We start from the raw sequence: 15,055 nt of genomic DNA, 5'->3' as shown, positions 1-15,055 counted from the left end.
GCGTTCAGCGGCCGAAGCGCGTGCTGTAGGTCACCCCGAGCGTGCCGCCGGCATCGCCGCCGCCGCCCTGGGGAGCCGACTGGTAGCCGAAGGTGAACGCCAGTTCGTCGTCGCCCAGCAGCTCCATGCCGATGCCGAGATCGATGCCGTAGTTGAACTCCTTCTCTGTCCACTGCCAGCCGGCCAGGGTGTCGACGATCCAGGTGTATTGCGGACGGCTGCGGTTCAGCGCGCCAGGGAAGCCACGGCGCCAGGTGCTGCCGAGGTAGACCTGGCCATAGCGGTCCTGCAGCAGGTCCTGGCTGCGCGCGCCATCGAGCGCCAGCGCACCACCATGGGCCGCCAGCAGGTCGTCCGGCACGCGGTTCTCCAGGCGATTGCGCTGGTAGTCGATGCCGCCGCGCAGTTGCCAGGCCGGGCCGTCGAAGAACAGTGTGTGGGCCCATTCCAGGGACAGCGCCTCGCCGTTGCCGAGGTCGTCGCCCTGGCGGGTAGAGAAGCGGTTGTGCGCCAGCGACCAGCTCAACTGGTCGCGCCCGCTGAGGGTGTGGCGGCCGCCGAGCCGTAGGCTGTCGCGCATGCCGAGGGCTCGCATCAGGCCGGTCTCGTCGGTCTCGCGGTGCCAGTCGAGGCCCGCTTCCAGTTCGTCGCGCGAGCTCAGCCGCCAATTGCGCAGCACCCCCAGGCCGTGGCGGTCCTCGTCGTCGCGCCAGCTGCCATCGAGCGTCGCCGCGGCGAAGCCATCGGCCAGTTCGCGCCGCAACGTCAGCCTGGCGTTGCGTTCGCTACCGAGGAGCGAGCTATCCAGCGCATCGCCGTGATAGCGGCCACTGCCCAGTTCGAGATCGGCGTACCAGTCGTCGCCGAGGTGGCGCGCCGCGCGCAGCGTCGGCCCCTTGAAGTCGAGACCGCCGAAGTCGCGCTTGTTCCAACCCAGTTGCAGGCCCTGGGGAGTGCGTTCGAGGATTTCCGCCGCCTGCCGCCGCAGCTGCTCGCGGTTGTCGCGCGAGTGGCCGTCGCCCAGTGCGCCCAGGGCCTCGCCCAGCGCTTCGCCGCCATGGCCGAGACGCACCAGCGCCTCGACCCGCTGCGCCGGATCCAGCTCGCCGCGCTCCAGCAGGCGTTGCAGGGCGGCGCGATTCTGGCTGCGCAGGGCGGCCTGGATCTCTTCGTTGCGCCCGATCTTCAGGCCCCGGCCGCGCGCCCAGGCCAGCCAGTCATCCTTCAGCGGCTCCTGGTTGGTGGCGGCGAGCTGGTCGAGGAACTGCTCGAACCACAGCTGCAGCATCGCCGGCTCGCCATTCCAGGCCCGCCGCGCCTCGCCCGGGGCGAGCAGCGGCCCCTGGGCCACGGCGAGCAGGCGCAGGTAGGCGGCGAAGCTGTCCGGGGTGGCCCTGACCGCCTCGCGGTCGAGCCGCCGGAGCAGTAGTCGGCGCAGGCGCAGGGCCTTGTCCTGGTAGCCGCTGGCATCCAGTGCGTCGGCGTAGGCGGCCTGCACCAGCCAGTCGTTGGGATTGGACTTGAGGTACAGGCGGAACCAGGCCAGCGCCTGGTCGTTACGCTCGAGCAGCAGGCTGGCGCTGGCGAACGGCAGCCACAGCGTGCTGTCCCGCAGCGCCAGGCCATGCCACTGCGCCAACAGGGGCGCCAGGCTGTTGCGACGGCCACGGTCGATGTAGAACCAGAGCAGGCGTTCGCGCACCAGGTTCTCGCCGGGGAAACGCACCAGGGCTTCCCGGTACAGACGCTCGGCGACGTCGCCATGGCCTTCCTGTTCCGCCAGCCGCGCCCTGGCCACCCAGTAATAGGGGCTGCCCTGCGCTTCCGGCAGGCCTTCGGCCTCGGCCAGCAGGCTCTTCAGGGCCGGCCAGTCGTGGAGGTTCTCCGCCAGTTGCAGGGCGCTGGCCAGGCGCCGCGGATCGCGGCTGCGCTGCCAACTGCCGATAAGCACCTGCAAGGCCTGCTTCGGATTGCTGTCCCGGTACAGGGCGATCAACTGGTCCTCGTCGCTGCTGTTCAGGCGGATGTCCAGGGCCAGCATGCGCTCGTAGGCGGCGCGGGCATCGTCGTCCTGCTCCAGGGCCCAGGCCAGCGCCGCGCGCAGGCGCCAGAACTCCGGCTCGCGGATCGCGCGGGTATCCACGTCGGCGAGGACCTTCCAGGCCTGGCGCGGATCGAACAGGTTCCAGTGGGTTTCCGCCCACTGCATGCGTTCCTTGACACTCAGCGGGAAATGCCGGGCCATCCGCGCCCAGACCCCGGTCTCTTCCTGCAACTGCTGGGTGTGTTCGAGAATCTGTTGCAAGCGCTGCCAGGCCAGGCGCTGTTTCGGATAACGCTGCACGTAGCCGCGCAGCCATGCCTCGCCCTCTTCCGGCGTGCCGCGGGTTTCATGGCTGTAGACCAGCGCATCGAGTTCCTCGTCGGTCATCTGTCGCTGCGCACCGATGGGCGCCAGCAGCTCGATGGCGCTGTCGAAATCGAACATCTGCAGCGACAGGCGCCAGGCATGCTCGCGCAGGGCCGGGTCATCGGCGCCGGCCAGCAGTTGCTTCCACAGGCCCAGCGCCCGCGGGCCGTTGCCGGTCCATTCGCCAAGGCGCGCGAGATCGGCCAGCAGCGTCCTGTCCTCCGGGCGCAGGGCCAGCAGCTCCTGGCCGACCTCCCAGGCCCGCTCGATCCGCCCGGCGGCCATGTTCAGGCGCAGGTCGGCGGCCAGCGCCTCATGGTCCTCGGGGCGCAATTCGCGCCAGCGCCGGATGAAGCGTTCGGCCAGGTCGTAGCGCTGGCTGCCTTCGGCGGCGCGTACGCCCTCGGCGAGCCAGGCCAGGGTCGATTCATCCTCCGGCAAGGCGTCCAGCCGCTCGTCCAGCAACAACGCCGCCTGTTCGCCGCGCTCGCCAGCGAGCAGGCTGGCGAAGGCCTGGCGCAGATAGGCCAGGCGCTTCGCCGGCTCGGTTTGCGCTTCGGCCAGTTGCCGCTGGATGTCCGCCGCCGGCAGCGGCTCGCCGGAAGCCAGGTACCAGCGCGCCGCCTCGTCCAGCCAGCGCTGCCGGCCCTGCGGGTCGCGGCCGGCCAGTTCGGCAAAGGTCCGCGCCGCCAGGTCCGGCGCGTCCAGGGCCAGGGCATGACGGGCAAGTCGTTCGAGCATGGCGTCGTTCAACGAAACATGCTCGATCTTGCGCAGGCGCTCCAGCAATCGGCGCGTCTGCTCCTCATCCATGCCCTCGGGCCTGGCCAGGGCGCCAAGGATGTCCAGTTCCACCTCGTAGAACGGCGTTGCCAGGCGGTCCTTGCCGCGCAGACGGGCGAGGTGATGACGCGCCTGCTCGAAGTCGCCGAGCTTGACCAGCAGGTCGATCAGGGTCAGGCGCAGCGCGTCGTTCTCCGGGTGCGCCTGCAACAGCAGTTCGGCGTAGTTCACCGAGACCGCGTCGGGCTCGCCATCGCCGCTGGGCATGAATACCTCTTCGCTGTTGAAGGTCAGCCACAGCACCAGCGCCACCCCGAGAGCGACCGGCAGCAGGGCCCAGGGATTCAGCAGGCGCGCCTTGGGATGCTTGTCAGCGGCAGACGAGTTGGCCATCGCGCACCTGCTCCATCGGCAACTCGAACGTCCACAGGCCGTTGCCGGCCTTTCCCGGGAAGGCCTTGCCGGCCGCGCTCAGCCGGCAATCGCCCGCCGCGCGCACCACCAGGCGCAATGGCAGGTGCCCGGCGAAGGCGAACTCGACGCGGCCATCGTCGCGGTAGCGCCAGTGCTTCAGCGGCAGGTTGGCCTCCTCCAGCGCCGGCCGCGGATCGCGGCTGTCGCGCAGGACCAGGCGCGCATTCGCCGCACTCAGGTGTACATAGCGCCCCTGGGGCAGGTCGCGCACGCCCGCGACTCCCGTGGAGCGAGCGAGGTCCGGCCAACCCAGCGCCGGGTCCAGGCGCACCGTGCGCAAGGCGGCGAAGCCGCGCAACTGCCAGCTGCCATCGGCACGCTTGGCCAGGCTGGCGCGATGCAGGCCTTCCAGGCGCGGGATGTAGTCGCTCATCCACAGCGACAACGGATGCTCCGCCTGCATCGCCGCGTAGATCTGGTGCATGGTGCGGATCGAGGCCTGCTTGGTCCCCGAATAGAAGTGGTAGTACAGGTGCAGGCCGCGCAGGCGGCGCGGGCTGTCGGTCAGGGCGAAGGTATCGATGACGCCGCGGAAGCCGTAGTACGGCCCCTGCCAGAGATTGGTGTAGACGTTCTCGTTGATGATCGGCGCGTAGTACTGCACGCCGCCGCGGGTGGGCCGGATCAGCGGGTAGAGTCCGGTCAGCGAGGGAAAGGCCCGGGTCAGCGCGGTATTGCCGCCGTTGACGTTCATCAGCCCGGCGTCGTAGGCGAGCTTGATGGTGGCGGCGTCGGGCAGCGCGTCGCCGGACCAGAAGATCATCTTCACCGGCTTCCGCGGGGTGGTCAGGCGCTGCTCGATGTAGTCGCGGGCGCCGATCACCTCGCGTACGAAGTCGACCTTGTCGTAGCCCGGGATGGCCATCTTGTAGCCATACTGGGCCTCGAAGTTCTCGCCCTGCTCGGCCAGTTGCGGCTGCCAGAAGAACGGATGGCTGAAGGTATGGCTGGCGACCTCGACCTTGTCGTCGGCGAAGATGCGCCGGGCGATCGGCTCCAGCTCCCTGGCCAGGTGCGGGTACATGCCCTTCGGCCCGACCTCGCCTTCGATCACCGAGACCGAGGTGAGGAACGGATAGGGCTTGATGAAGTCCTCCAGCACCTGCTGGCCGGCATAGGGACTGCCGGGCACCTCGGCACGGGAGACGAAGCCGTCGCCATCGATGTGCACGGTGGCGATGCGCCGGCCATTCTCGGTGGTCGCGTCGGGACTCGGCAGCGGCACAAGACGCAAGGCCTTGCGCAGGAAGGCGAACGGATCGAGGATCCAGCGCCGGTGCTCGCTACCCTCCTCCAGCACATAGGGCGCCAGGGCGAAGCCCCCCCAGTCGGCGGTCGCCACCGGCACGTACTCCTTGCCGTCGCCCTTGAGCTTGAGCGCCGGGGTCACCCGCGCCGGATCGAGTACGGTGAGCGCCGGCAGGTCGCGGATCCGGATCACCAGCGGCGCTTCGAAGGAACCAAGCAGCGCCTGGTCGTGGGTCTCGGTGCTCGGCTTGACCTTGAGTTTCTGCGACAGTCGGCGAATACCCAGGCGCTGCAACAGGCCGTCGTTCTCGGTAGGCAGGCCGGCGAGGAACGCCACCGGCACCTTTTCGTCGAGACGTGCAGCGATCCAGTTGTCGAAGGCGTCGCTGGCCAGCGGCGGTCCACTGGTCATCCAGGTGACTACCCCGGCGTAGAGACCGCTCAGCGGACGTTCGGGCAGCGGCTGGTCGGTGGGCAGGTAGTCGACCCGATAACCGAGGTATTCGAGCAGGCCGCCGAGGTAGACGTGGCCGGGGCTCAGGGTCAGGTCGCCCTCGCGGGGATCGTAGAGCAGCGCGATGCGTCGCGGTTGCACCTCGACGTCGCTCACCCCCAGGTAGTCCAGCGCCGGGGTGCTGACGAACGGCACGTAGCCTTCGCTACGCAGGCGCGCAGCGAGCGTGCGCGCCTCGTCACGCCGCTCCGGCGGCAGGTAGTCGATGGCGACGATGGGCATGCCCTGGGCGCGCAGGGCATCCAGGTGGCCCTTCAGCCAATCGCGATCCTCCTGGGGCACCTCGCGGTATTGCCCGGCAGCGGCGTCCCAACCGGCATGGATCGACTCCACGGCCACCGCCGACGCGACGCCGGGCAACTCCGGCAGCACTTCGAAACCGCGATTGAAAAACAGCTTGAGGCCCGGCTCCTGGCGATGCAGCTGGGCGAGGAAACTGGCCAGCGCCCGGCGCTGGCCCTCGCGGCGCTCCTCGGCCTGTAGCTGGAAGCTGTCCAGGGTATCGAGGAACAGGCCGGCGTAGCCCTGTTTGCGCAGCTCCGCGGCGCGCTTGAGCAGGTGCGCCCGCCAGCTCGGCGCGGCGAGGTCCATTACCTGGCTGTTCCAGGCTTGGTTGCGGACCGCGCTCTTGCCCCGGGCCAGGCCGCTGTCGGCGATGGCGGCGGCGTCGCCGTCGAACTCGCCGACCGACAGATAGGCGAAGGGCGTGCTGCCCTGCTCTTTCAGATACCCGACATCGGCCGGCTTGAGGTGCGCCGCTTCGAGCACCACCCAGTCGAACTGGGAAAGCTCGGCCAGCGGCGGCCGCTCGGCGTACCAGAACGCCACGCTGGACGGCCCGCCGGCAGCCCCTGCGGCAGCGCCGGCACAAAGCGCCAGCGCCAGGCCGGCAAGCCAGGCGAGCGGGCACTCGATGGGTCGAAGGGTGTTACGGCGGGACGGCAGACGCAGCACGGCGATTCCTTTCTTGCTGAACCGCATGCCCAGCCTACGCGGCAGGGTCGATACCGACCGAAGCGGCAGGTCGGAAGCATGGATGCGGTTTCCGGTGGCAACGTCGAATCCCTGACAGTGCGGGCACAGCCAAAGCAGCCGCAGGCGATTAACGTCAATCTAATGACTAAATATGCTAATTGCTAAATTTTTAAGCGGAAACTGTCAATTTTTAGGCACACACATGACGCCATGGTGTCCTTTTGCCTGCCCGTGACGCTTTGCAGGTCAACTCCGCGCTTTCCGAGACACCGCTGTGGCAAAGTGGAAAGCCCAGGTTTCACGCACTTCATCAGGAAAGTCGACGGCCCTCCGGAAGCCCCCGGAAGTCACTTCGTCTAGACCCATCGGTTCGGTAGACGCCGTTCGCTAATAACTAAATATTTATTAAATCCGTGAAACAGGTTGTCTTTTCCGGCCAACGAAAGGCGCCGGGCATTTGGCGCACGCGCGTGCGGTCGCACCGCCTTCAGTTGCGTGCGAGGAACCGCACCAGCCACACCGAGGCGACGCCTATCGCCCCACCCGCCAGTACTTCGGCGACCCGCAGCGAGGCGACCAGGGGCGACTGCTGAATCGCCCAGGAGGCGCAGGCGATGCACGCGCAACGCGCGGCAAAACCTGTCGCGTAGTGACGGAATCCGACGAGGGTGAGGACCGAGGCAAGAGTCGCCAAGGTGTGGACCAATAGAACATGTGGTAGAGCGGCCCCTACCACGAGGCCGAGCGGTACGCCGAGCAGCGCGCCAAGCCCGCGATCGCGCAGCTTCAGGTGCGCGCTGGCGGCATTGCCGGTAACCACGCTGGCGGACGACCAGATCGCCCACTGGCCGTATTCGATGTGCCGCCACGCCACCAAGGTCGCGCTGCAGGCTACGGCGAGTGTGACCGCCAACACAGCCTGGAGCAGCTCGTCATGCGCGGCCGCGTGGCCCGTCAAGTGCGCCCCACGCCAGCGCAGCAGGGTGCCGTAACGGCGTGCGAGCGCTGCGTGGCGCAAGGTATCGACACCGGCGAGCGCCACCGATGGTAGCGTCGCGACGACGAGATACGGCACCAGGGACAGCGCAGCGCGGTGCGTCGCGGCAACCTCGCAGGCCAGATAGAGCACAGGAATAAAGACGAAATTGCCCAGCGTGCGCAAGCGCGTATCCAGACCGGATAGCGCGACAGCAGCAGCGGCGAGCGCTGCGCAAGCGATGGCAAACGCCGCTCCCCAGGCGAGCGCGAACGACAGGCCGAGAAAGCCGAGGATGATCGCCACCCCCTGGCCGAGCGCCGCGAGCGGTGCGCTACCGACCCGCTCGACGACGACCGCCACGGAGATCGTCGCGATATTCGCCAGCAGCCAGTTGGCATCGCCGCTGGCGCTGTAGAGCACGAACAGCGGCAGCGACACGGCGAGCGCGCGCCCCATGGCGCGGCCGTCGAACAGGCGTGTCAGCGAGGCGCACACACGACGCGCCGCCTAGAGCGCTGCCAACTGGTCGAGCGTGACGATCCGCGCGATGCCGCCCAGGACCTCGATGGAGCGCCGGTGCTCCTCGTCGCTGGCCGCCGCGCAGGCCTCCTCCAACACCAGCACTTGGTAGTCGCGATCGTGCGCATCGCGCGCGGCGGCCTGCACAGCCCAGGTCGTACTGACACCGGCGAGCACCAGGCGCTCGATCCGCCTCGCCCGCAACACGGCCTCCAGGCGCGTGGCATAGAAGGCGCTGATGCGCGGCTTGAGCACTTCCATCTGCACGGCATCCCGCTTCAGGTCAGGATGAAATGCGCAACCGCGCCCGCAGAGGTCGAGAGCGCCGAGTGCCTGCGCGGCAGCGAAGATCGGCGAATGTTCCGGCAGGTCCGGATAGCCGGGCTCGAAGCCCACCCTCACCGCGATCCGCAGCCAGCCACGCTGCTCGGCGACGGCGAGAGCGCGGTTGAAACGCGCGACCACGCCACGCAAGGCGGCCTGTTCTGCACAGCGGGCAATCCTACCGTCGGGATGCATGATATCGACGATGTAGTCGAGACCGATCAGTGCTGTGTTCATCGGGAACTCCTCTTCCATCTGCCGGAACCCAAAGCCCTGGATTCAGGGCTCCTCGAATTGCGCCAGGCGTGTCAGCAACGGACCGGCCGCCGCCAGCAGGGCGCGCTCGCTCTCGTCGAGACAGGCGTGCATGGCACGCACCAGCCATTCTTCGCGCTTGGCGCGGTTGCCGTAGAGATTTCGCCGGCCCTCCGAGCTCAGCGACACGCGGGTTCTGCGCCCATCTTGCGGATCGGCGTGACGGACGATCAGCCCTCCGCGTTCCAGTTCGCGCAGCAGCGCGGCCAGATTCGACGAGCGCATCCGCTCGGCGGCGGCCAGCTCGGAAGGTGTGACGTCGCCGCCAAGGCGGTCGATCGCGCCAAGCACGACCAGTTGCGAGAATTGCACCGGATCGGCCTGCGCCTCGCGACGCAGGCGGCGGGTCAGGGTGGTGACCTGGCTGCGCAGATGCGCTGCCAGTTGGAGATCCTGGTTGGTGGGCATATTTATCTACATAATCATAGCTATATTTTAATAGCAAAATAACACATCCAACGCCGCCCGCCATGGGACCCGACCGACGGCACGACAGCTGAAATGAAAGAGCCCCGCACTAGGGCGGGGCTCTTGCTTGCCGTCAGTCCGGTCGCATCAGGGGATGCAGACACCGTGCTGGCTGCTCTGCGCCAGGTCCATCAGCTCGCGGTTGGCCACGGCGTACATGGCGTAGTCGGTACCCGACGCGGCACGCAGTTCGACCAGCATCGCCCGCCAGCGCTCGACCAGCGGCAGGTGCTGTTCCAGCCACAGGCCGACGCGAGCCTCGACCTCCTTCGGTCCGTCCTGCATCTGCAACACCGAGACGGTGATCGCCCGCTGCTGCCAGTCGAGGTCGTCGCGGAACGCCTCGCGGGCCAGCGCCTGCCAGTTGTTCTCCACCGGCAGGTTGGTGATCTGTTGCAGGTACCAGGTCAGGTCCAGCGCGCTGCCCACGGCGAAATAGGCCTTGGCCACTTCCGCGGTGTCCTGGCCGGTCACGTCGGACGCCTCGATGATCGGCAGCAGCGTGTACAAGTGGCTGGTACCGGCCACCATGCGTGCCAGCAGTTCCGGCACGCCGGCGTCGACGTAGGTCTGGTAGCGCGCCTGCCACAGCTCGCGGGTCGGCCCTTCGAGCAGCTCGTTGAGCTTCAGGCCGAGGGCGGCGATGCGCGGGCCGAAGTGGGCCACGTCGCGCGCCGCGTCCAGCTCGTTGCGGCGGCTGCGGAGGAACCAGCGGGTGGCGCGGCGGCCGAGGCGCATCAGTTCGTCCATCAGGGTCAGCTGGATATCAGCGGGCACTTGGTAGTCGAGATTCTCGATCTGGCGGAACCAGTGCGGCAGGTGGAATACGTCGCGGACGATCACGTAGGCCCCGGCGACGTTGGCCGCGCTCATGCCGGTGGACTCCTTCAGGCGCTGCACGAAGGTGATGCCCATGTGGTTGACCAGGTCGTTGGCGATCTGCGTGCTGACGATCTCGCGCTTCAGGCGATGGCGGCGCATGGCGTCGCCGAACTTCTCCGCCAGCAATGCCGGGAAGGCGGTCTCCATGTCGCGGGTCAGGTAGTCATCGTCCGGCACCAGCGATTTCAGCAGCGATTCCTTGAGGTCGATCTTGCTGTAGGAGATCAGCACCGACAGCTCGGCGCGGGTCAGCCCCTGGCCGGCACTGATGCGTTCCGCCAGCTCCTCGTCGGAAGGCAGGAACTCCAGGGCGCGATCGAGCTTGCCACGCGCCTCGAGGTCGCCCATCAGCCGCTTGTACTCGGCGATCCGCTCGCGGGCGCGACGTTGCGCCAGGGACAGCGCCTGGGTCTGCTTGTAGTTGTTGCCCAGCACCAGGGCGCCGACCGCGTCGGTCATCTTCACCAGCAGCGCGTTGCGCTGCTTCTCGGTCATGTCGCCGGCCTGCACCACTTCGTTGAGCAGGATCTTGATGTTGACCTCATGGTCGGAGCAGTCCACGCCACCGGCGTTGTCGATGAAGTCGGTGTTGTTGGCACCGCCGTGCAGGCCGAACTCGACCCGCGCCAGTTGGGTCATGCCCAGGTTGCCGCCCTCGCCCACCACCTTCGCGCGCAGCTCGCGGCCGTCGACGCGCAGACCATCGTTGGCCTTGTCGCCGACATCGGCGTGGGTTTCCTTGCTCGACTTCACGTAGGTACCGATCCCGCCGTTCCAGAGCAGGTCGACCGGCGCCTTGAGCAGCGCATGGATCAGCTCGGTGGGCGCCAGCCTGTCGGCCTGGATGTCGAAGCGCGCCTTCATTTCCGGGGTGATGGCGATGCTCTTGGCGCTGCGCAGGAAGATCCCGCCGCCGGCGGAGATCAGCTTGGCGTCGTAGTCGGCCCAGCTCGAACGCGGCAGGTTGAACAGGCGCTGGCGCTCGACGAAGCTGCTGGCGGCGTCCGGGTTCGGGTCGATGAAGATATGCATGTGGTTGAAGGCGGCCACCAGTTGCAGCTTGTCCGACATCAGCAGGCCGTTGCCGAACACGTCGCCGGCCATGTCGCCGATGCCGATGACGCTGATGTTGTCCTTCTGCACGTCGATGCCGCGTTCGCGGAAGTGCCGTTGCACGCTGACCCAGGCGCCCTTGGCGGTAATCCCCATGCCCTTGTGGTCGTAGCCGGCGGAGCCGCCCGAGGCGAAGGCGTCGCCGAGCCAGAAGCCGTACTCGGCGGCGATGCCGTTGGCGATGTCGGAGAAGGTCGCCGTGCCCTTGTCCGCTGCGACCACCAGGTAGGGATCGTCCTCGTCGTGGCGGACCACGTTGGCCGGCGGCACCACTTCGCCTTCCTTGAGGTTGTCGGTGATATCGAGCAGGCCGGAAATGAAGATCCGGTAGCAGGCGATCGCCTCGGCCTGGATCTCGTCGCGGCTACCGCCAAGCGGCAGGCGGCGCGGGACGAAGCCGCCCTTGGCGCCGACCGGCACGATCACCGCGTTCTTCACCTGCTGGGCCTTGACCAGGCCGAGCACCTCGGTGCGGAAGTCTTCCTCGCGGTCCGACCAGCGCAAGCCGCCGCGAGCCACCTTGCCGCCGCGCAGGTGCACGCCCTCGACACGCGGCGAGTAGACGAAGATCTCGTACTTGGGCACCGGCCTGGGCAGCTCCGGGATGGCCTTCGGGTTGAACTTGAAGCTGAAGTAGCTCTTGTTCTGGCCGTTGCCGTCGGGCTGGTAGAAGTTGGTCCGCAGGGTCGCCTTGATCAGGTCGAGGTAGCGCCGCAGGATGCGGTCCTCGTTGAGCACCTGGACTTCGTCGAGGGCACCGAGGATCGCCTGCTCCAGCTTCTGTTGCTTGTCTTCCAGGTCTTCCGCGGTGAGTTTGCGCGCCAGGTAGAAGCGGGTCTTGAACAGCCGCACCAGCTCGCGGGCGATGTCGGTGTGGGCATTCAGCGCACTGGCGATGTAGCCGAGGTCGAAGCCCAGGCGGATCTGCTTCAGGTAACGCGCGTAGGCACGCAGCAGGGCGACGTCGCGCCACGGCAGGTTGGCGGTCAGCACCAGGCGGTTGAAGGCGTCGTTCTCGGCGTCGCCGCTGACGATGTGGACGAAGGCGTCCTGGAGGATCTCGTTGAGCTGCTGGATGTCCACGTCCAGCCCTTCGGCGTAGGTGAAGGCGAAGTCGTGGATCCAGTATTCGCGGCCGTTCTGGTGGCGCAGGCGATAGGGGAATTCGCCGAGCACGCGCAGGCCGAGGTTCTCCAGGATCGGCAGGACGTCGGACAGGGCCAGCGGGGTGTCGGCGTGGTACAGCTTGCAGTGCAGTTGCTGCTCGCCCTGCGCCAGCGGCTGGTAGAAGCTCATCACCAGCGGGCGCTGCTCGGAGAGGCTGAGCAGGTGCTGCAGGTCGACCACCGCGAAGTGCGGGGCGAAGCGCTCGCGGTAGCCGGCCGGGAAGCCTTTCGGGAAGTCGGCCAGGACGTTGGTGCCCTTGGCCTCGCCGAGGTTTTCCACCACCAGGCTGCTGTAGTCGTCCTGCCAGGAACGGCAGGCCTGGATCACTTCTTCCTCCAGGCGCGCCGGGTCGATGTCGATGCGCGACTTCGGGTCGACGCGGAGGATGAACTGCACGCGGGCCAGCACCGACTCGGAGAAGAAGGTCCAGAACTCGCAGTCGCTCGCCTGCAGGCGCTCCATCAGGACCTGCTGGATCTTCAGGCGCGTCTCGGTGGAATACACGTCGCGCGGCACGTAGGCCAGGCAGTAGCAGAAGCGACCGTAGGGGTCCTTGCGCAGGAACACGCGGATCTTGTTGCGCTCCTGGATGCGGACGATCGCCAGGGCGGTGCTGAACAGCTCGTCCACCGGGGTCTGGAACAGGTCGTCGCGCGGCAGTACTTCCAGCACCTGGGCCAGTTCCTTGCCGAGGTGGGCCTTGGTGTCGAAACCGGAGCGCCGCATCACTTCGGCGACCTTGCCGCGGATGAAGGGGATGTCGTTGACGCTCTCGTTGTACACCGAGGAGGTGAACAGGCCCATGAAGCGGCACTCGCGGATCACCCGGCCCTTGCCGTCCAGCTCGCGGATCGACACGTAGTCCGGGTAGGCCGGGCGGTGCACACGGCTCGGATGGGCAGCCTTGGCGAAGGACAGCAGGACCGGTTCGCGCAGGTAGGCGACGGCATAGTCCTCGATGTGCAGGTCATCCTTGCTCAGGCCGGCACGCAGCAGACGGGTCAGGCCGAGGAAGGATTTCTCGTCGTAGACCATGCGCCCGCCGTCGGCCTCGTCGGCGACGCTGAATTCCTCGTAGCCGAGGAAGGTGAAGTGGTTGTCCAGCAGCCATTCGAGATAGCTGCGTACTTCCTTCAGTTCCTCCGCCGGCACCTTCAGCTTGGCCTTGCCAAGCCAGGTCAGCAGTTCGCGGGCCTTGGCCTTCATCGGTTCGAAGTCGGCGACGGTCACGCGTACTTCACCGAGCACTTCCAGGATGGCCTTCTCCAGCGCCCGCAGTTCGCCGGCGTGGGCGCAACGGTCGATCTCCAGGTACATCAGCGATTCCTGGCTGACGTCCTTGCCCTGGCTACCCTTGGGCAGGATTTCCTTCAGCTCGCCCTTGGCCGAGCGGCGCACGCTGAGGACGTTGGTCTGCAGGGTATGGATGCTGTAGCCGCGGCGGTTCAGTTCCATGCGCACCGAGTCGACCAGGAACGGCAGGTCCGGGTGCAGCACTTCCACCGCGGTGTGGGTGGATTGCCAGCCGTGCTTCTCGTAGTCGGGGTTGTATACGCGGACTTCGGGCTGGTCGCGGTCGAAGCGCTCCAGCAGGCGCCAGGCGGAAAGGGTGCAACCGACCAGGTCGGAAAGCCGACGCTGGGTCAGTTCATCGAGGGAGATCAGGCTGAAGAACTGTTCGGCGAACAGCGTGACTTGTGGTAACGCCTTGTCGCCGAGGTGCTGCGCCAGTGCCGTCTGCAGTTGATGCTGGAAATCGGCTTTGCTGGCCGCGGTGAAGAACGCCATGGTTGTACTCCGCTTGGCTTGTTATTTCATGGAGGCGAGCGGTTCGCGGGAAAGGTCGCGAGCAACGCACCTTCGGACCGACCCTCGCTGCGTCCATGAAGTTCAGCAGAAGCTGAGCATTAATCCAGGCAGGCAGGCGCACAGCAAAGGCTGACCGGGAACCGCCCTTTTTCGGCGAGCGACCCGCCGGTCATATCCGACAGAGCTTAACGAGCCGGCAAGGCAAAACACTTACCGTGCTGCGACATATTCGTTCACCCCGGGAGCATCGGCTCACTGCACCGGCAGGAAATGCATGAACAGCAGTCCCTGGGCGTAGTTCACGCTGATCCGCCGGTAGCGTTCGCCGAGCACCTCGGCGAGCAGGTCCAGGCGCGCGACGATCTTGGCGAACTCGCGGGCGTAGCTGAGGTTGCTGGCGTCGTCGGTGAGGGCGTTGGAAAGCAGCAACGGGGCACCCTTGTCGTCCTTGCGGGTAGCCAGCATCCAGGTGGCGACCTCGACGTTGCGCGCGGCGTTGTAGACGTACTGCGCGTCGATCCCCTGGTAGACGTAGAACTCGGTGCGCCCGCCATGGGCGGTGATCAGCATGCTGGCCAGGGAGTATATGAAGGCACCGACGCGGTCGCCCTTGAACGCCGGATCGAGGGAGTAGGACAGTGCGGCGATGTCGCGGCGGCCGCCCAGGTCGCTGAGTTCGCGGTTCTGCTCGATGGCCCGGCGGATCGCCAGCTCGGCGTCGGCCTGGCTCGGCAGGCCGGTCTTCTTCCATTCGGCGGGATTGCGCTTGTACAGCTTCCAGAGCAACTGGTAGAGGCTTTGCAGGTTGTCGCGCATGGCCAGGGTGGCCATGCGATCGGCATCGGTCTGGAGGAATTCGCCAGCGCGCATCGAACCCTGGCTGGTGTCCTCGCCGGCGGCGTTGCGCGGCGCGTTCGAACATCCGCTGGCGAGCGCGCCGAGCAGCAACAGCAGCCCACCGACCCAGCGCCGCCACCCACGCCGGGCGCGGCCCTCCCCCTTGCGCCGGGCAAGCCCCGGCAATGTCGCTCCTGACAAACGCTCTGTCCATTCGCTGTTCGCATCGCGGAAACCG

The 15,055-nt window shown here is 67.3% G+C and carries 7 protein-coding genes; all 7 read right to left on the bottom strand.

The annotated features are described in order from the left end of the window. Positions 1-4: 4 nt before the first annotated feature. The 7 genes from LJF27_RS10545 to LJF27_RS10515 all read right to left on the bottom strand — a co-directional run bounded on the left by LJF27_RS10545 (position 5) and on the right by LJF27_RS10515 (position 15,003). Positions 5-3,586: a tetratricopeptide repeat protein gene (locus tag LJF27_RS10545; RefSeq protein WP_023117011.1), complete on the bottom strand. Its 3,582-nt coding sequence runs from the start codon at positions 3,584-3,586 to the stop codon at positions 5-7. After that, positions 3,564-6,410 carry a bifunctional glycoside hydrolase 114/ polysaccharide deacetylase family protein gene (locus LJF27_RS10540; protein ID WP_023117012.1) on the bottom strand — a complete coding sequence of 949 codons (2,847 nt, stop codon included), beginning with the start codon at positions 6,408-6,410 and terminating at the stop codon, positions 3,564-3,566. The genes LJF27_RS10545 and LJF27_RS10540 overlap by 23 nt, the downstream gene beginning before the upstream one ends. 481 nt (positions 6,411-6,891) lie before the next feature. Beyond that, a complete protein-coding gene (locus LJF27_RS10535; RefSeq protein WP_003119773.1) occupies positions 6,892-7,878 on the bottom strand; it encodes an FUSC family protein in 987 nt (328 codons plus the stop codon). 12 nt (positions 7,879-7,890) lie between these two features. Then, positions 7,891-8,463 (bottom strand): isochorismatase family cysteine hydrolase, encoded by a 573-nt coding sequence (locus LJF27_RS10530; RefSeq protein ID WP_003103486.1) that lies wholly within the window; start codon positions 8,461-8,463, stop codon positions 7,891-7,893. A gap of 42 nt (positions 8,464-8,505) precedes the next feature. After that, entirely contained in the window at positions 8,506-8,949 is a 444-nt protein-coding gene (locus LJF27_RS10525; RefSeq protein ID WP_003109601.1) for a MarR family winged helix-turn-helix transcriptional regulator, read from the bottom strand. Between the two features lie 147 nt (positions 8,950-9,096). Next, the gene (gene gdhB / locus LJF27_RS10520) at positions 9,097-13,959 is read right to left on the bottom strand and encodes an NAD-glutamate dehydrogenase GdhB (RefSeq protein WP_003103491.1); all 4,863 of its coding nucleotides are present in this window, start codon (positions 13,957-13,959) and stop codon (positions 9,097-9,099) included. A gap of 273 nt (positions 13,960-14,232) precedes the next feature. Further along, positions 14,233-15,003, bottom strand: a complete 771-nt coding sequence (locus tag LJF27_RS10515) for a hypothetical protein (RefSeq protein WP_003091293.1) — start codon at positions 15,001-15,003, stop codon at positions 14,233-14,235. Positions 15,004-15,055 lie beyond the last annotated feature (52 nt).

This window comes from Pseudomonas sp. 203-8 (genome assembly GCF_020708595.1).
Taxonomy (GTDB): domain Bacteria; phylum Pseudomonadota; class Gammaproteobacteria; order Pseudomonadales; family Pseudomonadaceae; genus Pseudomonas; species Pseudomonas aeruginosa.
This window is presented reverse-complemented; position numbering and strand designations above follow the sequence as displayed.

What these genes read in the sequence shown, in the direction of transcription:
- LJF27_RS10545 (WP_023117011.1), bottom strand. Translation starts at nt 3,586, where the DNA reads ATGGCCAACTCGTCTGCCGCTGACAAGCATCCCAAGGCGCGCCTGCTG.
- LJF27_RS10540 (WP_023117012.1), bottom strand. Translation starts at nt 6,410, where the DNA reads ATGCGGTTCAGCAAGAAAGGAATCGCCGTGCTGCGTCTGCCGTCCCGC.
- LJF27_RS10530 (WP_003103486.1), bottom strand. Translation starts at nt 8,463, where the DNA reads ATGAACACAGCACTGATCGGTCTCGACTACATCGTCGATATCATGCAT.
- LJF27_RS10525 (WP_003109601.1), bottom strand. Translation starts at nt 8,949, where the DNA reads ATGCCCACCAACCAGGATCTCCAACTGGCAGCGCATCTGCGCAGCCAG.
- gdhB (WP_003103491.1), bottom strand. Translation starts at nt 13,959, where the DNA reads ATGGCGTTCTTCACCGCGGCCAGCAAAGCCGATTTCCAGCATCAACTG.